The sequence below is a fragment of the Chryseobacterium mulctrae genome, assembly GCF_006175945.1.
GTDB lineage: Bacteria > Bacteroidota > Bacteroidia > Flavobacteriales > Weeksellaceae > Chryseobacterium > Chryseobacterium mulctrae.
In genome coordinates, this window is record NZ_VAJL01000001.1 from 97,091 (window position 1) to 112,762 (window position 15,672).

At 34.9% G+C, this 15,672-nt stretch carries 14 protein-coding genes; all 14 read right to left on the reverse strand.

Going from position 1 to position 15,672, the window contains the following annotated elements; all coding sequences use genetic code 11:
- Window positions 1-86 precede the first annotated feature (86 nt).
- Complete coding sequence (locus FDY99_RS00435) at window positions 87-1,814, reverse strand: sensor histidine kinase (RefSeq protein ID WP_139418633.1); 1,728 nt, start codon at window positions 1,812-1,814, stop codon at window positions 87-89.
- Window positions 1,814-2,938 carry a histidine kinase gene (locus FDY99_RS00440; RefSeq protein WP_102979516.1) on the reverse strand — a complete coding sequence of 375 codons (1,125 nt, stop codon included), beginning with the start codon at window positions 2,936-2,938 and terminating at the stop codon, window positions 1,814-1,816. The genes FDY99_RS00435 and FDY99_RS00440 overlap by 1 nt, the downstream gene beginning before the upstream one ends.
- A 10-nt stretch (window positions 2,939-2,948) precedes the next feature.
- Window positions 2,949-4,028, reverse strand: coding sequence for a porin (locus FDY99_RS00445; RefSeq protein ID WP_139418634.1), 1,080 nt, complete (start codon window positions 4,026-4,028; stop codon window positions 2,949-2,951).
- Between the two features lie 327 nt (window positions 4,029-4,355).
- Complete coding sequence (locus FDY99_RS00450; RefSeq protein WP_139418635.1) at window positions 4,356-4,922, reverse strand: K(+)-transporting ATPase subunit C; 567 nt, start codon at window positions 4,920-4,922, stop codon at window positions 4,356-4,358.
- A 100-nt stretch (window positions 4,923-5,022) separates the two neighbouring features.
- A complete protein-coding gene (gene kdpB, locus FDY99_RS00455) occupies window positions 5,023-7,032 on the reverse strand; it encodes a potassium-transporting ATPase subunit KdpB (RefSeq protein WP_139418636.1) in 2,010 nt (669 codons plus the stop codon).
- A 23-nt stretch (window positions 7,033-7,055) separates the two neighbouring features.
- The gene (gene kdpA / locus FDY99_RS00460) at window positions 7,056-8,744 is read right to left on the reverse strand and encodes a potassium-transporting ATPase subunit KdpA (protein ID WP_139418637.1); all 1,689 of its coding nucleotides are present in this window, start codon (window positions 8,742-8,744) and stop codon (window positions 7,056-7,058) included.
- Between the two features lie 145 nt (window positions 8,745-8,889).
- Window positions 8,890-8,967, reverse strand: a complete 78-nt coding sequence (locus tag FDY99_RS23660) for a potassium-transporting ATPase subunit F (RefSeq protein ID WP_084550507.1) — start codon at window positions 8,965-8,967, stop codon at window positions 8,890-8,892.
- A gap of 3 nt (window positions 8,968-8,970) precedes the next feature.
- Window positions 8,971-9,351 carry a DUF7674 family protein gene (locus FDY99_RS00470; protein ID WP_139418638.1) on the reverse strand — a complete coding sequence of 127 codons (381 nt, stop codon included), beginning with the start codon at window positions 9,349-9,351 and terminating at the stop codon, window positions 8,971-8,973.
- Window positions 9,352-9,449: 98 nt separating this feature from the next.
- Window positions 9,450-9,590, reverse strand: coding sequence for a hypothetical protein (locus FDY99_RS23130; protein ID WP_167494288.1), 141 nt, complete (start codon window positions 9,588-9,590; stop codon window positions 9,450-9,452).
- Between the two features lie 22 nt (window positions 9,591-9,612).
- Window positions 9,613-9,972 (reverse strand): DUF7674 family protein, encoded by a 360-nt coding sequence (locus FDY99_RS00475; RefSeq protein WP_139418639.1) that lies wholly within the window; start codon window positions 9,970-9,972, stop codon window positions 9,613-9,615.
- A 159-nt stretch (window positions 9,973-10,131) separates the two neighbouring features.
- Window positions 10,132-11,484 (reverse strand): sigma-54-dependent transcriptional regulator, encoded by a 1,353-nt coding sequence (locus FDY99_RS00480; protein ID WP_139418640.1) that lies wholly within the window; start codon window positions 11,482-11,484, stop codon window positions 10,132-10,134.
- Window positions 11,485-11,627: 143 nt separating this feature from the next.
- Window positions 11,628-13,085, reverse strand: a complete 1,458-nt coding sequence (locus FDY99_RS00485; protein ID WP_139418641.1) for an OmpA family protein — start codon at window positions 13,083-13,085, stop codon at window positions 11,628-11,630.
- Window positions 13,086-13,501: 416 nt separating this feature from the next.
- Window positions 13,502-14,266 (reverse strand): LytR/AlgR family response regulator transcription factor, encoded by a 765-nt coding sequence (locus tag FDY99_RS00490; protein WP_139418642.1) that lies wholly within the window; start codon window positions 14,264-14,266, stop codon window positions 13,502-13,504.
- Between the two features lie 80 nt (window positions 14,267-14,346).
- Entirely contained in the window at window positions 14,347-15,666 is a 1,320-nt protein-coding gene (locus FDY99_RS00495) for a RagB/SusD family nutrient uptake outer membrane protein (protein ID WP_139418643.1), read from the reverse strand.
- Window positions 15,667-15,672: the final 6 nt, after the last annotated feature.

A 15,672-nucleotide genomic window follows, 5' to 3' on the forward strand; every position in this document is an offset into this window, starting at 1 on the left:
AGCTGAAAATATTTTTCCAGCTACTTTTTTATTTAGATCACATTGCATTTCCTTTCAGTTAAAAACACAGTTTTATTATTTTCACATTAATTTTTTAAAATAAAACTGAATACACTCCCCTTTCCTACTTCGCTTTCTACAGCAATGCTTCCACGTTGTGCTTCAATAAATTCTTTACTGATGCTGAGTCCTAAACCTGTTCCTTCCGCTTTTGTTCCGGGAACCCGAAAATATCTTGTGAAAATATGTTTCAGATATTGCTCATCAATCCCTAAACCTTGATCTTCAACAGAAAATTTCACATGATCAGAATAAATCTTCTCAACTTTTATAGTGACGGTTGACTGTTCGTAAGAATAGCGGATTGCATTAGAAACAATATTATTGAGAACCCATAAAGTCTTTTCCTGATCAGCATTGATGATATCTAGGTCTGAATCTATATCAGTAATCATAGAAATTTGTCTTTTATCTGCTGCAGATCTATTGGTTTTAATAACCTCTTCAAGCATTTCATTAATCTTAAACGGACGAATATTCAATTGACTTACGCCGGTTTCCAATTGAGCTACATTTAATAGTTCGCCTGTAATTTTCAGCAATCGCAATGTATCTTCATCAATCCCTTTAATTAATTTTTGCTGTTCTTCATTAAGGCTTCCAATTTTTTCATTTTCCAATAATTGTAATCCCATTTGTATTGAAGAAATAGGAGTTTTAAATTCATGAGAAACGGTTCCTATAAAACGGGTTTTAGCAAGATCAAGCTCTTTAAATGGTGTAATATTTCTAAGCATAATAACCTGACCAATAAAACGGCTGTCATTTTCACCGGTAGGGATCACATTGATATCTAAGATTTCTTTTTCGAAATAATTTTCTTTTCCTTCCACAAAAATTTTCAATAATTCTGCAGGATTTTTCTCTGCATCCGGATTGATGATTTCGTTAATAAGATCACGCACCAAATCATTACTCACAGCAACATCCTGAATCAGCCTACCCACAAAGTTTTCTTTTTTAAGACCAGAAATTTTTAAGGCTTCATCATTTACAAAAAGAACTTTTCTGTTTTCATCAATTCCTATTACAGCATCGTGCATATTGTCAATCAAAGTCTCGATGCGTTTTTTACCTTTTAAAATTTTATCAATTCTACTTTCAGAATATTCCTGAAGTTTTTCAGCCATTGTATTAAAAGATCTCGCCAGTTCACCAAATTCGCTGTTGCTTTCAAACTGTACCCGCTCTCTGTAATTCTGATTGGCGATCTGATGAATACTCGAAGTCAATTCACGGATCGGATTTGAAATATTGGCAGGAAGATTCACCATCAAAATAAATGCAATCAAAAAACATAAAGTTCCTGCAATAGAAATAACGGCAATTGCATTTTGTGCGGTTGTATTGGCAATTCCGCTTTTAATTTGGATGGCATTCATATTCAGCTGCATCAATTCTGCAATATCTTTTCGAATGGCTGAATGCAAACTTAAATTTTCTTTATCATTTTTTAAATCTGAAAAATGAGCGAGTATATTTTTCGTAGCTTCTTTTTCTCCAGCTTCTGTAATATTCTGACGCTGAAGATCAAGATTTTTCTGAAATTCTGCTATTGCAAAAGGTTCTTTACCAATTTCTTCAAGCGACAACAGCATATTTCGTGAATACTGCAATGTATTGTAATTGTCAGTAAGAATATTCTGCGTGTCTTTTTTAAGCTGATAAATAAACCATCCACCCAAAGTGGAAAGTACAATTATCATAAAAAACAGGAGACCAACGCCTGCATTAAGCTTTGTTTTTATTTTCATTACGACAAAATTACTAAATCTACGTTCTGTTTTGAAAGTCTTTTGAGTAAGGAATTAAAAGTATCTGTAGCCAAAATAATTCTCCAGATATCCAGATGTGGTTTGCCGATACATACGGTTGTAATTTTACGTTCTTCGCACTGCTCCATAATCGTCATTGCAATATTTTTACTTTGAATCTTTATGATTTCTGCGCCTAATTCGGTAGCCAGTTTAAAATTATTGATCAAATGTCTTTGCTTGTTAAGTGCAATTCTATCAGCCGATTCACGAGGAACTTGCACATATAGTAAAAACCACTGACTGTTGTAATAACTTGCCAGTCTCGCCGTTTTTCTGATCACATTTTTAGCCGTTGTTTCGTTTGAACTGATACATGCAAGGAATTTTTCTTTCCTTAAAGTTTTTCCGGTTATAACTTCGGTCTCTACTTTTCTGGTTACCTGCGATGCAACTTCCTTCAACGCCAACTCACGAAGCTGAAGAATATTTTCATTTTTAAAAAAATTATCTAATGCTGAAGAAATTTTACTTTTATCGTAAATTTTCCCTTCTTTTAATCTGGTAATCAATTCATCGGCTGTAAGATCGATGTTTACAACCTCATCGGCAGAAGCCAAAACGGTATCAGGAATTCTTTCGGTAACTTCAATTCCCGTCACCGTTTTCACCTCATCGTTTAGACTTTCTAAATGTTGGATGTTTACAGCGCTGATAACGTTAATTCCTGCGTCTAAAATCTCAAAAACATCCTGCCATCTTTTTTTGTTTTTGCTTCCTTCAATATTGGTATGAGCCAATTCGTCAATAATAACAATCTCAGGACGCAATACGATAATCGCCGGAACATCGAGCTCATCGAGCTCTTTTCCTTTGTAAAATAACTTTCTTCTGGGAATGATCGGAAGACCTTCCAACAAATCGTGAGTTTCTTTACGATTGTGCGTTTCTACATAGCCAATTTTTACATCAATCCCGTTTTGAAGAAGCACATGAGCTTCCTGCAGCATTCTGTAGGTTTTTCCTACACCTGCACTCATCCCGATGTAAATTTTCAGTTTACCCCGTTTTGAACTGTTAATTAACTGCAGAAACTCTTCCGCTGATTTTCGTGATTCATTCATTTTTTTTCATTTAAAATGAAATTGCCAAAGCTGTAGTTGCCGTCAAACTGTTTTTATTAAACTCATCTGTTCTTTTCATAAAGATAGCATCTTTACTGTTTAAATTTCTTATTTCTGTTCGCCAGACAAGATTTGGAAAAATCTGATAGTCTGCATTGAAAGAATATCCGAAAGTTTTGAAACCATTTTCTGTACCTGTAGAAATGATTACTCCTTTTTCATCCTGATAATATTCTCCTCTTGCTGTAAAACTCAATTTATCTATAGCATTGTATTTTGCAATTAAAACTGGCGTGTACCAAATAGTATACTGGTCGCTTCCTTTTGCTTTTTGTTCGGCTCCGATGTCAAAACCTGCAGTAATACCCAATTTTTTATTGATTTGATATACCGCATACAGATTGTGGAAATATCGCATTTGGCGAATACTATCGGGTTTATCATTTCCTATGAAAGAACTGCTGTTAATGGTCAATTTTTCGTTTGGTTTAAATACCAACTGATGACCGAATGCAGGAGTAGAATTTCCGTCAACTCTCTGAATTCTTTGCCAACCGTTGAGTAACAAACCACTAACAAACCATTTCCCACTTTCAGAAGTATAAGAAATTTTTGCACCCGTTTCGAAATAAGGAGAATTGTCAGCAAAAAGACTTCGGGTAAGTGTCCAGTTATCTTTTCCTACCGCACTTTCAAAACCTAAATGCGATGGGAAAATTCCGGCATCGATCCATAGATTATGTTTTTTGGAGATCTTTAAACCCGCATTAGCTTCATAAACATTTTTCATCACGCCTTGTTCGGCTGCATAATTTGCATTCATGTAAGTTCCCACAGCGAGAGCCAGATTAGCTCGTACATTTTCGGTGTTGTAAGCAGTTTTTATATAGGCTAAATTCACGTTCACTTCGTTATTTCGATTGTGGCTGTATACAAATCCTGGTCGGTTATTGTTTTTAGGATTATTAAAATCTGCTGTGTAATAAACTTCAGCGTATCCGCCTATTGTAAGTGGTTTATTGATTGAATCGTTTTGTGCAGATGCCGTAATTCCGCATACTGCTAACAAAACAAAAAGTATTTTTTTCATTTATTTTAAATTAAAAAGTGTGGGAGAATTTCATTTAGAAAATCATTGTTGTCCGATGAAAAACATAAATAAATCGACCAATAATATGTTCATAGATAAACTAACAGTTCGCTCCTCCGGAGCTTTTTTGGTGGAAGGAAATTCATTTATCTGTTAACAGTAAATCCCGATGGGATTAAATACAGCTCTATTAGGAGCGAATTGTTAATAGCAAATAGTAGTTTATAGAACTAAAGCTTCAGCGGAACGACCTGCTAATTGTATTTAATTTTTATCGGACAAAATGTAAAAATGAAATTTAAGATGAGAAATATTGATTTTTAAAACTTATTTTCCGCTTAATTGGTCTAATGCGATATTCAATTCAAGAACATTGATTTTTTCAGGACCAAATAGTCCAATCAATGGTTTTTCTGTATGTTCAGCGATGAGATTATTGATTTCTCTTTCATACAGATTTCTGCTTTTAGCAATTCTTTTTGCCTGAATTTTTGCAGCTTGTACCGAGATATTTGGGTCAAGTCCACTTCCACTTGCGGTCACCAGATCTGCAGGGATTTCTGACTTTGCAATTCCGGGGTTTTTCATCATAAAGGTATCGATACGAGCCTGAACTTGTTTTAAATACTCTTCATTTGATGGACCTTTGTTGCTTCCTCCAGAACCTGCAGCATTGTAATCTACCGAAGAAGGTCTTGACCAAAAATATTTGTCGCTGGTAAAAGACTGTGCGATATTCGCATAATAGGTTTTGTTATTATGAGTAATCAAATCTCCTTTTCCACGATTAGGTGAAAGCTGAGCAATTGCCCAAATAGAAACCGGATAAATAATTGCAAGAAGGATGATGCACAAAGCAGTCAGTTTTATTGCTGGTAAAATATGTGTTTTCATTTTATAATAATTTATTGAAAGGCAAATGGCAAGAAGAAATGAGGTCGTTAAAAGGACGAAAAGTATGATAAAGCTTCTCCTTGCCAAGCCAGTTAGATATTTAGAAAAATAAGGAAACGACGAGGTCTATAATTTTAATACCGATAAATGGAATTACCACACCACCCAATCCGAAGATGAATAGATTACGTCTTAACAAAGCCGATGCACCGATTGGCTTATAAGCAACCCCTTTCAGAGCCAATGGGATCAATATCGGAATGATGATCGCATTGAAGATTACCGCAGATAAAATTGCACTTTCCGGGCTGTGAAGATTCATAATATTTAAACCTTGTAATGTAGGAATTGCGGTAATAAATAATGCAGGAATAATCGCAAAATATTTGGCAACGTCATTGGCAATACTGAATGTCGTTAATGTTCCTCTCGTCATCAGCAATTGTTTACCAATTTCTACAACTTCAATTAATTTTGTAGGATCGTTATCCAAATCAACCATATTTCCGGCTTCTTTTGCAGCCTGAGTTCCACTGTTCATTGCAACACCCACATCTGCCTGAGCTAAAGCGGGAGCATCATTGGTACCGTCTCCCATCATCGCAACTAAACGACCTTCAGTTTGTTCTTTCTTGATGTAATTCATCTTATCTTCAGGTTTTGCTTCTGCGATAAAATCATCAACTCCGGCTTTTTCTGCGATAAATTTTGCGGTAAGCGGGTTATCTCCAGTAACCATTACGGTTTTAATACCCATTTTTCTTAGACGGTCAAAACGTTCGCTGATTCCGGGTTTGATAATATCCTGAAGTTCAATAACTCCCAAAACTTTTTCATTTTCTGAAACCACCAATGGCGTTCCACCATTTTGAGAAATTTCTTTAACCTTTAAATCTATTTCTTGTGGGAAAGTGTTTCCAGCTGCTTCAGATATTTTTCTGATAGCATCTGTTGCTCCTTTTCTAATGCGGGTTTCATCAAAATCAATTCCTGAGCTTCTGGTTTCTGCAGTAAATTTGATAAATTGAGGGTTGTTTATTTCATAGCTTAAAGGATTAATTCCTGCCAATTCAATAATCGATTTTCCTTCAGGAGTTTCATCTGCCATTGAACTCAAAACAGCTGCTTTTATCAATTGCTTTTCATCAACCTGATGAGCCGGATAAAAACTTGTTGCTTTACGGTTTCCTATGGTAATTGTACCGGTTTTATCTAAAAGTAAAACGTCAATATCTCCTGCTGTTTCTACTGCTCTACCACTTTTTGTAATCACGTTTGCTCTCAAAGCTCTGTCCATTCCGGCAATTCCGATCGCAGACAATAATCCGCCAATAGTTGTTGGAATCAGACATACAAAAAGAGAAATAAATGATGCAATTGTAATTGTTACATTAGAATAATCGGCGAACGGTTTTAACGTTACGCAAACAATGATAAACACCAATGTAAAACCTGCCAGTAGAATGGTCAATGCAATTTCGTTTGGAGTTTTTTGTCTGGAAGCACCTTCTACCAAAGCAATCATTTTATCTAAAAAGCTTTCTCCCGGCTGTGTAGTTACCTGTACAACAATTTTGTCGGACAAAACTTTTGTACCTCCAGTTACAGAACTTTTATCACCACCCGCTTCACGAATTACAGGAGCAGATTCTCCAGTAATTGCACTTTCATCTATTGTAGCAAGACCTTCAATGATTTCTCCGTCTGAAGGGATAATATCTCCGGCTTCACAAACAAAAACATCTCCTTTCTGTAATTTAGATGAAGAAATGGTTTGCCCATTCTGCAGTTTTGCAGGGGTTTCTTCTCTGGTTTTACGAAGACTGTCTGCTTGGGCTTTTCCTCTCGCTTCGGCAATTGCTTCAGCAAAGTTTCCAAACAGAACGGTCAATAAAAGAATGATGAAAACCGTAAAATTGTATGCAAAACTTCCCTGAGATTTTTCTCCTGTCAAAGTCCAGATACTTACGAAAAACATCACCAATGTACCTAGCCATACAAGAAACATGACAGGGTTTTTAAACATCGGTTTAGGATTCAGCTTCACAAAAGACTGTTTCAGTGCTTCCTGAACCAATTCTTTTTGAAACAAAGATTTATTTTGAGTCATTTTAATTTCTGTTATTTTAAATTTTATTTCGTCGAAAAATATTCTGCAATCGGTCCTAAAGCCAATGCAGGGAAGAAAGCGAGTGCTGCAATAATAGCAATCACAGCAAAAGTCATGAGTCCAAATGTTGAAGTATCTGTTTTTAAAGTTCCTTCACCTTCTGGAATATATTTTTTCTGAGCTAATAATCCTGCAATTGCTACAGGTCCGATAATTGGTAAGAAACGACCCAACAGCAAGACAATTCCTGTAGAAATATTCCAAAAAGGGTTATTATCGCCTAAACCTTCAAAACCACTCCCGTTGTTGGCAGCAGAAGATGTATATTCATACAATACTTCACTAAAACCATGAAATCCTGGATTATTGAGTGTAGAAGTTCCGACTTCCGGAAAATAAGCAGCTATTGCAGTTCCTACGAGAATAAGAAACGGATGAAATAACGCTACAATCATCGCAATTTTCATTTCACGGGCTTCAATTTTTTTACCCATAAATTCCGGAGTACGACCTACCATCAATCCGCTGATGAAAACTGCAAGAATAATGTAGATGAAGATATTCAGAATACCTGCTCCGTCGCCGCCATAGAAAGCATTCACCATCATTGCAAGCATTTGAGTCATTCCTGACAGTGGCATCGCACTGTCATGCATTGAATTGATAGATCCGGTAGAAATAACCGTAGTTACAATACTCCAAAAACCTGAAGCAGCCGATCCGAAACGAATTTCTTTACCTTCCATTGCGCCTAATGACTGATCAATCCCCATCTGACTGATCGCAGGATTACCATTCATTTCCATAATAACCGTTGGTACAGCCAACAAAAGAAAACCAACCGTCATGACTCCAAAGATCATGTATCCGAATTTTTTTCTGCGGATAAAATGTCCAAATGCAAAAACCATCGCCATCGGAATGATAAATTGGGCAAACATCTCAACCATATTGGTAAAGTAAGTGGGATTTTCTAAAGGATGTGCTCCGTTAGCTCCAAAAAAACCTCCACCATTGGTTCCGACGTGTTTTATAGGAACAAATGCTGCAACCGGTCCTGTAGAAACCTCTACATTTTTACCTTCTAGCGTGATCATTTTATCTTTTCCGCTAAAGGTCATCGGCATTCCCTGAAATACCATTACTGCCCCCATTAAAAATGAAAGAGGTAGTAAAATTCTGGTCGTAGATCTAAGTAAATAATCGTAAAAATTTCCAAGCTTTGTAGTGGATCTTTCTCTGAAAGCTTTAAAAATAACTATTGAGGCCGCCATTCCTGTTGCTGCGGAAACAAATTGAAGAAACATCAGCCATATTTGCCCCAGATAACTCATTCCGGTTTCTCCAGAATAATGCTGCAAATTACAGTTGACCAAGAAAGAGATTGTTGTATTGAAGGCTAAATCCGGCGACATATCAGGATTTGCGTCTGGATTGAGCGGAAGCCAGCTCATATTCATTAAAATCAGCATGCTCATAAAAAACCATAAGAAATTGATGGTTAAGAGTGCTACTAAATGTTGCTTCCAATTCATTTCATGATCAGGATTAATTCCTGATATTTTGTAGAAAAACCTTTCTACGGGTTTGAAAACAGGATCAAGAAAGGTTTTTTCTCCTGTGTAGACTTTTGAAATATACTTTCCAAAAGGTATCGCCAATAGTAATGTTATTAAAAACATCGCTACAACGCCTAAGATTTCAGTGTTCATAGTTTGTTTAATGAATTAATGCAAATTCTTTTACGGAAATCACCAAATACAAAAAAGCAATAACGAAACTAATCCAAAAAATCAGGATTCCCCACTCTTTTATTTGATGCATGATCTTGCGGTTCATTTGCTTATTAAATTATTTTTAAAATTTTTCTGGTTTTACAAGCACATAGCAGATATAAATGAATATGGCTATTGAAATAAGAAATAGAATGGTCATTTTTTAAAATTTTAAATTTTGATCTTTTTTTGTTTGTTCGCTGTACACGGTTCTAAAATCTTTTGGAATTTCCTGATAGAGAAATTTCCATTGTTGAGGTTTCAGATTTTTTCTCAGATTTCCGAATGAGCGTACAAAAAGATTTTCTATAATGTATCTGATGTAGGAATTCCCATTTTTATAAATCCAGTACATTCTTTTGATTGAAATATTAATCTTCTGTACGTTTGATTTTTCTGTAAGAACTTTAATATCATCTACTGTAACCTGCACTACTCCTGGAAAATTGTTTTGCTCAGAAAGCTTTACAATCTCTCTTCGAACCGCTGGAAAAAATACTTTCAGATATTCTACAGCGGTAAATCTGTTTATTTTATTCAACATTTTAAATTTTGTCGAAATATTCTACGAGACGGTAAAACAAAACGAACAACACACTTGCCGTAATTAATAGAATAATTGTTGTCATTTTTTTATTTATTTTAGTTTACCTGTAAAATCGCAGCGGCTACAAAAACTCCAAGGATTACAGCAATATTGATGGTAATAATCTCAAGATTATGTTTTTCACGAGTAGACTTTAAAAGTTTCCAGTCACCGATTTTTCTGATTTTTGATTTCATAGTGTGTGATTTTTATTGTTTTTTAAATTCCTGATTTATAAACCTGACGTAGATAGTTGTTTTGCAGAGTCGGTGACATTTTTGCGAAAATCAAGTCTTTGTATGATGGTTCGCAGCAAAACGTAAGATTGTCTAAAGAGTAAACAAAAATGTTTTCGATAGCGTTTTTTAATGCCTGATCTCCTTTGCTGTAAAGCAGATTCATCTTGGTGATCGATTTCATCAGAATTTTCTGATCATGATCTTTTATCAGTTTTTTGATTTGTTTGGTGAAAACACTGATTACCATAAACGGCGTTTTTGTTTTGTAAGAATCTTTAAACTCTTCCTGAGATTCAGGAATCAATTTTATGATTTCTCTTACGGCATCTGTATGATTCATTTTTAGATTGTTTTGAATACTTATGCCAAGATTTATTCCTTTGAACGAAATAAAAACACAATATACTGAACAACAACAAATTAAGACAGAGTCAATAATTTCGAAAACACAAAAAACCCTATCAAAATGATAGGGTCGTTATCAGAATGGAAATATTTTTTACGAAATTTTGTACTCTTCTACTTTTCTGTACAAAGTTGCAATACCGATTTCCAGTAATCGTGCTGCTTCGGTTTTATTACCTTTGGTATGATTGAGGACTTTCTGTATCTGCATTTTTTCGGCACTTGCCATAGAAAACGCAGACATTATTTTGGTCTGTGGAGAATCTTTATCACTGCCGTATACTGAAATATCTATTGGAAGACTCTCTATTCCTATCTCAGGAGAATCTGTAAGAATAACGCTTCGTTCAATAACGTTTCGAAGCTCACGAATATTACCTTTCCAAGGATGGTTTTTTAATGCTTTTAAATAGTCCGATGATACCGAACTAATATTTTTTCCTGTTTTAAGTGAAAAACTTTTCAGGAAAAATTTAACCAATAATTCAATATCAGCAATTCTTTCCCGCAATGAAGGTAGTTTTATTTGAAAAATATTGATTCTGTAATATAAATCTTCACGGAAACTTCCTTTTTCGATTTCAGCTTCCAGATCTCTGTTGGTGGCTGCAATAATTCTTACATCGGTTTTCGTAGGTTTACTGTCTCCTACTTTCAGAAACTCTCCGGATTCTAAAACACGCAATAACTTTGCCTGCAAATCTAATGGCATTTCACCTATTTCATCCAGAAAAACAGTTCCCTGATTGGCTTCCTCAAAAATACCTTTACTGTCTTTAAGAGCACCCGTAAAAGCGCCTGCTTTGTGACCAAACAATTCGTTTTCCAATAAATCTTTTCCAAAAGCAGAACAGTTGATCGCAATAAAATTTTTCTTATTTCTTTTACTGGCGTGATGAATTGCCTGAGCAAAAACCTCTTTTCCTGTACCTGTTTCCCCTGTCAAAAGAACGGTAGCATCTGTCACCGCAACTTTCTGAGCAGAAGAAATTGCAGCAGAAAACGAATCTGATTTACCAATAATACTATCGAAAGATTGTTTGGTATCTAATTGTTTCTCAAGCTGTAAAACTCTTTTGTTAAGCGCTACTTTTTCTGCAGCTTTATAAACCAAAGGAAGAATGCGGGTATTGTCGTCGCCTTTTGTAATATAATCGAAAGCGCCATTTTTGATAGCAAGAACACCATCGGGAATGTTTCCAAATGCTGTTAAAAGAATAATTTCAACGGTAGCAAACTTCTCTTTAACTGTTCGGGAAAATTCTACTCCATTTCCATCGGGAAGTTTAACATCGCAAATCACAATATCAATTTCTAAAGTTTCGAGTTTTTTTAAACCACTTTTCAGATTACTGGCTTCGAAAACTTCAAACCCTTCAAGACTGATGATGCGTGACAGAAGCGATCTTATTTTGGCTTCATCGTCGATAATTAAAATAGTATTCAATCGTGGAAATTTTAAACTTCAAAATTATAACTAAAATTGAGTTGTTGATCAAATATTTTTTTGAAATTTAAAATGCTTTTAATTATTTCCAAAAAAAAAGACTGCCATTGTATGACAGTCTGTCGTAAAAGATGTTATTATTTTTATTTTGCTTTAAAATACACTCTTCTATTTGCTTTGTTTTTCCATTCAGGACATTTTGAAGCTGGGTCACACTCAGGATATTTCAAATCTGTTTTTCCATTTCCTTGTGCATCAAGTTTGTTTGATTCTACTCCGTTTTTAATCAAATACTGCTTTACATTATTTGCTCTTTTTTCAGATAGTTTCTGATTGTATGCTTCAGTTCCTCTTGCATCTGTAGCACCAACAACAGTGTAAGATCCGTTTGAAGAATTGATATAACTTACTGCATTATTCAAAATCGGAGTATTATTTGATAAAATTTTATCAGAGTTTAATTCAAACTCAATTCCGTCTAATTTTGTTTCTGCTTCAGATACCGTTCCTGTATTTTGATTTTCCACAGGGCAACCATTGTTTTCCGCAGGTCCTGGAACTGTTACACATTTATCATATAGATCAATAACTCCGTCTAGGTCAACATCCAGAGCTACACCAGATCCGTCAACTCTTGCTCCTGCAGGAGTATCAAGCTGTCTGTCCCAATCATCACAAACTCCGTCATTATCTGCATCACCAGCTTTACAAACCTCAATATGATTTACTTTTGATTCTAAAACTTCGGTTCTGTAGTAAATTTCCTGCATTGGGTCATGCCACATTAGGTGAGATTCGTGTTTTCCTAAATTAACCGTTAAACCTAAAGTTGCATTAAAGAAATTATCTGAAGTCTGATCTGAGATTTTGTTAATATCGCTATACTGTGCTCCTCCTCCGTCAAATTCATCGTCGGTAGTCACTACATACATCAATCTTCCTTCTAGATCTACTCTGTTTGATAATTTATATTTTAAACCTGCACCTGCCTGCCCGAAGAAAGAGTTTAATTTAAACGGTTTTACTTCTGTCATCAGTCTTTGACCAAACTCGTCTTTTTGGTAAGCTCTATAAGCTAATGTACCAACACCAGCATAACCATGAAGTGCCCATCTGTAAGGAGATTTGTTATCTACACGTCTCATCAGATTTGAGAAGTTGATGTCTCCTAAAATAGAGATTGCATCATATTGAGTTCTTGCTCCGACCTGCATATTGGCAGCAGCATTTGCGGGTGCAGCATCTTTGGTATTAAACCATCCCTGTCTTGTTTCGCCACGATCGTACTGTAATTTAAGACCAAAAGCATGGGTTATCGCTTTATCAACACTGAAATAAGCCGAATAACCAATTTGAGTTTTTCCGCCTCCGTTTTTAATAGAGGTAAGATCTGCAGACTGCAATAGCGGTACACCACCACCAAATGATACTGACCAATCATTAAATCTTTTTGCAGACTGTGTAAAAGGCTGTACATTGGCAGATCCCGACGAAAATGTATTCGGATATTCTCCATTCTTCATTACTTGAATTGAATCTTGTGCAAACGCGGTAGCAGGTAACGCTATCGCAAGCGATAAAATTGCTAATTTTGATTTCATATAAAAATTTTAATTTATTTTTTTAAAAAAAGTAAGATAAGTGTAGGATTAATTCATCCTTTAAAGACCTATCCATTTTCCCAAAGCACTTACCAGTGCGGGTTTCTCAGCTGTGTCATCTTACATTCAATTACTGTACCAAAAAATAAAATTTAGGAGGTATAATTTGTGATTTAATTTATAAACGACTGGCAGTCAGCAAACTTAAAACGCTTATTTATTTTAAAAAGAAATTAAAAAGATAGCTTTTTTAACCAAAAATTTAGAACAATTATTATAATTTAAGACCATCAATTTTTAATCCAGATAAAGTCAAAAAATTACGGATAAAACAGTAGATATAATTAATATTGTAAAACTTTAAATCAGATTGTGATTTAAAATACTGTTGTCGTAAAAAAACACCTATTTTAAGATTAATTTGACATCCAATGCAAAAAATCGGTAATCTGTCTTTTGCTGACAAATACATCTGAATTAATTTCCGGTGCGGGAGAAAGTTTCAATTCAATTTTTTGGCTAGAGTGTTTTATGATTTCTACAATTGCCTCTTTATTGATGATAAACTTGCGGTTGATTTTAAAAAAAAGTGGCGGAGTTAATTTTTGGATGATATCTTTAATGGTATCATCATAAATATAAGTTCTGTTATCTGTGGTTGTTAAGAAAAGATATTTTCCGGATGCAAAAAAATAAGCTGTACCTTTTTCATCTACCGATCTTATTTTATTACCGTCTGTTACGATGAAGTGCTTCATCTTTTCGGAATCATTAGCTTTATATAAAGAAGAAATAGACTTCAGTACAGGTTCAGGATCGAAGTTACCTTTTATAGAAATAAATTTTTGTAATGCTTTATGCAGATCTTCTTCTTCAAAAGGTTTCAAAAGATAATCAATAGTAAAATGTTTGAAAACACGCATCGCATATTCATCAAAAGCGGTAATGAAAATAATCGGTGTGAAAAGCTCTACCTGTTCGAAAATTTCGAGACTCATGCCATCACCAAGGTGAATATCCATAAAGATAAGATCTGCAGAATCATTTTTGAAAAAATCAATAGCCTGCTTTTTTGAACGAAGAATCACCGTCTCTGTAACAGGAACGATGCTTTGTTTATCTAAAAGATCTTTCAGATAATTAACCGCCAATAACTCATCTTCTATGATTGCAATCTTCATAACATTGCAAAAATACAAAAAAACCGCTAAAACAATCAAGTTCAAGCGGTTTCGGGGTTGTTAATATGAATGTTAAATTTTTATAAGTTTGGATTGTTCTTCTTAGCACTTTTCGGGAACTCTATCGTGTATCTTACATCATTTTGCTGAAGAATATATTCCTGTCCGTTGACGTTATGAATGATTTTTTTCTGATTTAATCTTCTTAAATCAAACCAACGTTGTCCTTCCAAAGCAAATTCTCTGAATCTTTCATCCATCATAAAACTCATGAATTCTGTAGCATTCATTGCATTTACCTCAGTTTGAATAGATGTAAATCCGGCTGGAGTGTATCTGTTTTTTAAAACTTTAAGCAACGCTTCTTTAGCTTCATCCAATCTGTTTAACTTTACCAAAGCTTCAGATTTTATAAAGTATAATTCTGCAGTTCTGAAAGAAACTCTGAAATCTGAACTTCCGCCTTTGATGATCTTATATTTGCTGCCATTTTTTTGGAAATAAATTCCAAATCTTTTGTCGGTGGCTGTATTGTATTTTGCAAGTAGATCTGCAGAAGCATACGATATATTCTGTACTGCGCTGTTGAAAGCATTATCTAAAGCCATGATAGATTCTACCGACGTAAAATGATTAGGAGCCTGACTAGAAGTATTTAAATTACTTAAATCTCCTTTAATTGCCATTGCCTGATTTGCATAATCTAACGCTTTGTTCCAATCTCCTTGATAAAGAGCTGTTTTTGCCTGAAAAGCCAATAACGAAACTTTAGAAAATCTATAGTTAATCGGTGAAGTCTGCTTCTGCTCGATCATCATCTGTTCTGCTTTTTTGATATCTGCATGAACCTGATCATAAACTTCCTGTACACTTGAAGGCTTCAAAACTTGCTCAAGATCGATTTCCAAATTAATAGGAACTCCTCTATCCTGAGATGCTGTAGCTGCATTGTACGGTTTACCGTATAAATTAACCATATCAAAATAAACATATGCACGAAGCGCATAAGCTTCTGCCAAAATCTGCTGTTTTTCAGAAGAATCTGTCATTGTTTTGCTTCCTTCGTTGATGATCTGATTCAGATAAAAAATCACCGAATAAAAACTTACCCAAGGAAACTCAATCGTTGATTGGTCGTTGTTGCTATCTTTCCACATCGCGATTTCACGGTAAGCGATGAAGTCACTTGTATTTTCATCTACATTAAGCTCATCTGTACGAAGCGAGACTAAAGATTTATGAATAGGGTATTTTGAATACGCAGAAGTCAATACTTTACGGTAATCTTCAACAGTAACAGGGATGATCTTCCCTTCCGGCTGTATATCTAGAAAACGATCGCATCCTATACTGGAAAAACTTAATGCTGCAACCGCAATGAATGTTGTAAATTTTCTCATGTTTTT

Bases quoted from the DNA above. Each gene is read 5' to 3' on its own strand.
- FDY99_RS00435 (WP_139418633.1), bottom strand. From the start codon at position 1,814: ATGAAAATAAAAACAAAGCTTAATGCAGGCGTTGGTCTCCTGTTTTTT.
- FDY99_RS00470 (WP_139418638.1), bottom strand. From the start codon at position 9,351: ATGTTGAATAAAATAAACAGATTTACCGCTGTAGAATATCTGAAAGTA.
- FDY99_RS00495 (WP_139418643.1), bottom strand. From the start codon at position 15,666: ATGAGAAAATTTACAACATTCATTGCGGTTGCAGCATTAAGTTTTTCC.
- FDY99_RS00485 (WP_139418641.1), bottom strand. From the start codon at position 13,085: ATGAAATCAAAATTAGCAATTTTATCGCTTGCGATAGCGTTACCTGCT.
- FDY99_RS00440 (WP_102979516.1), bottom strand. From the start codon at position 2,938: ATGAATGAATCACGAAAATCAGCGGAAGAGTTTCTGCAGTTAATTAAC.
- FDY99_RS23660 (WP_084550507.1), bottom strand. From the start codon at position 8,967: ATGACCATTCTATTTCTTATTTCAATAGCCATATTCATTTATATCTGC.
- FDY99_RS00490 (WP_139418642.1), bottom strand. From the start codon at position 14,266: ATGAAGATTGCAATCATAGAAGATGAGTTATTGGCGGTTAATTATCTG.
- kdpB (WP_139418636.1), bottom strand. From the start codon at position 7,032: ATGACTCAAAATAAATCTTTGTTTCAAAAAGAATTGGTTCAGGAAGCA.
- kdpA (WP_139418637.1), bottom strand. From the start codon at position 8,744: ATGAACACTGAAATCTTAGGCGTTGTAGCGATGTTTTTAATAACATTA.
- FDY99_RS00450 (WP_139418635.1), bottom strand. From the start codon at position 4,922: ATGAAAACACATATTTTACCAGCAATAAAACTGACTGCTTTGTGCATC.
- FDY99_RS00445 (WP_139418634.1), bottom strand. From the start codon at position 4,028: ATGAAAAAAATACTTTTTGTTTTGTTAGCAGTATGCGGAATTACGGCA.
- FDY99_RS23130 (WP_167494288.1), bottom strand. From the start codon at position 9,590: ATGAAATCAAAAATCAGAAAAATCGGTGACTGGAAACTTTTAAAGTCT.
- FDY99_RS00475 (WP_139418639.1), bottom strand. From the start codon at position 9,972: ATGAATCATACAGATGCCGTAAGAGAAATCATAAAATTGATTCCTGAA.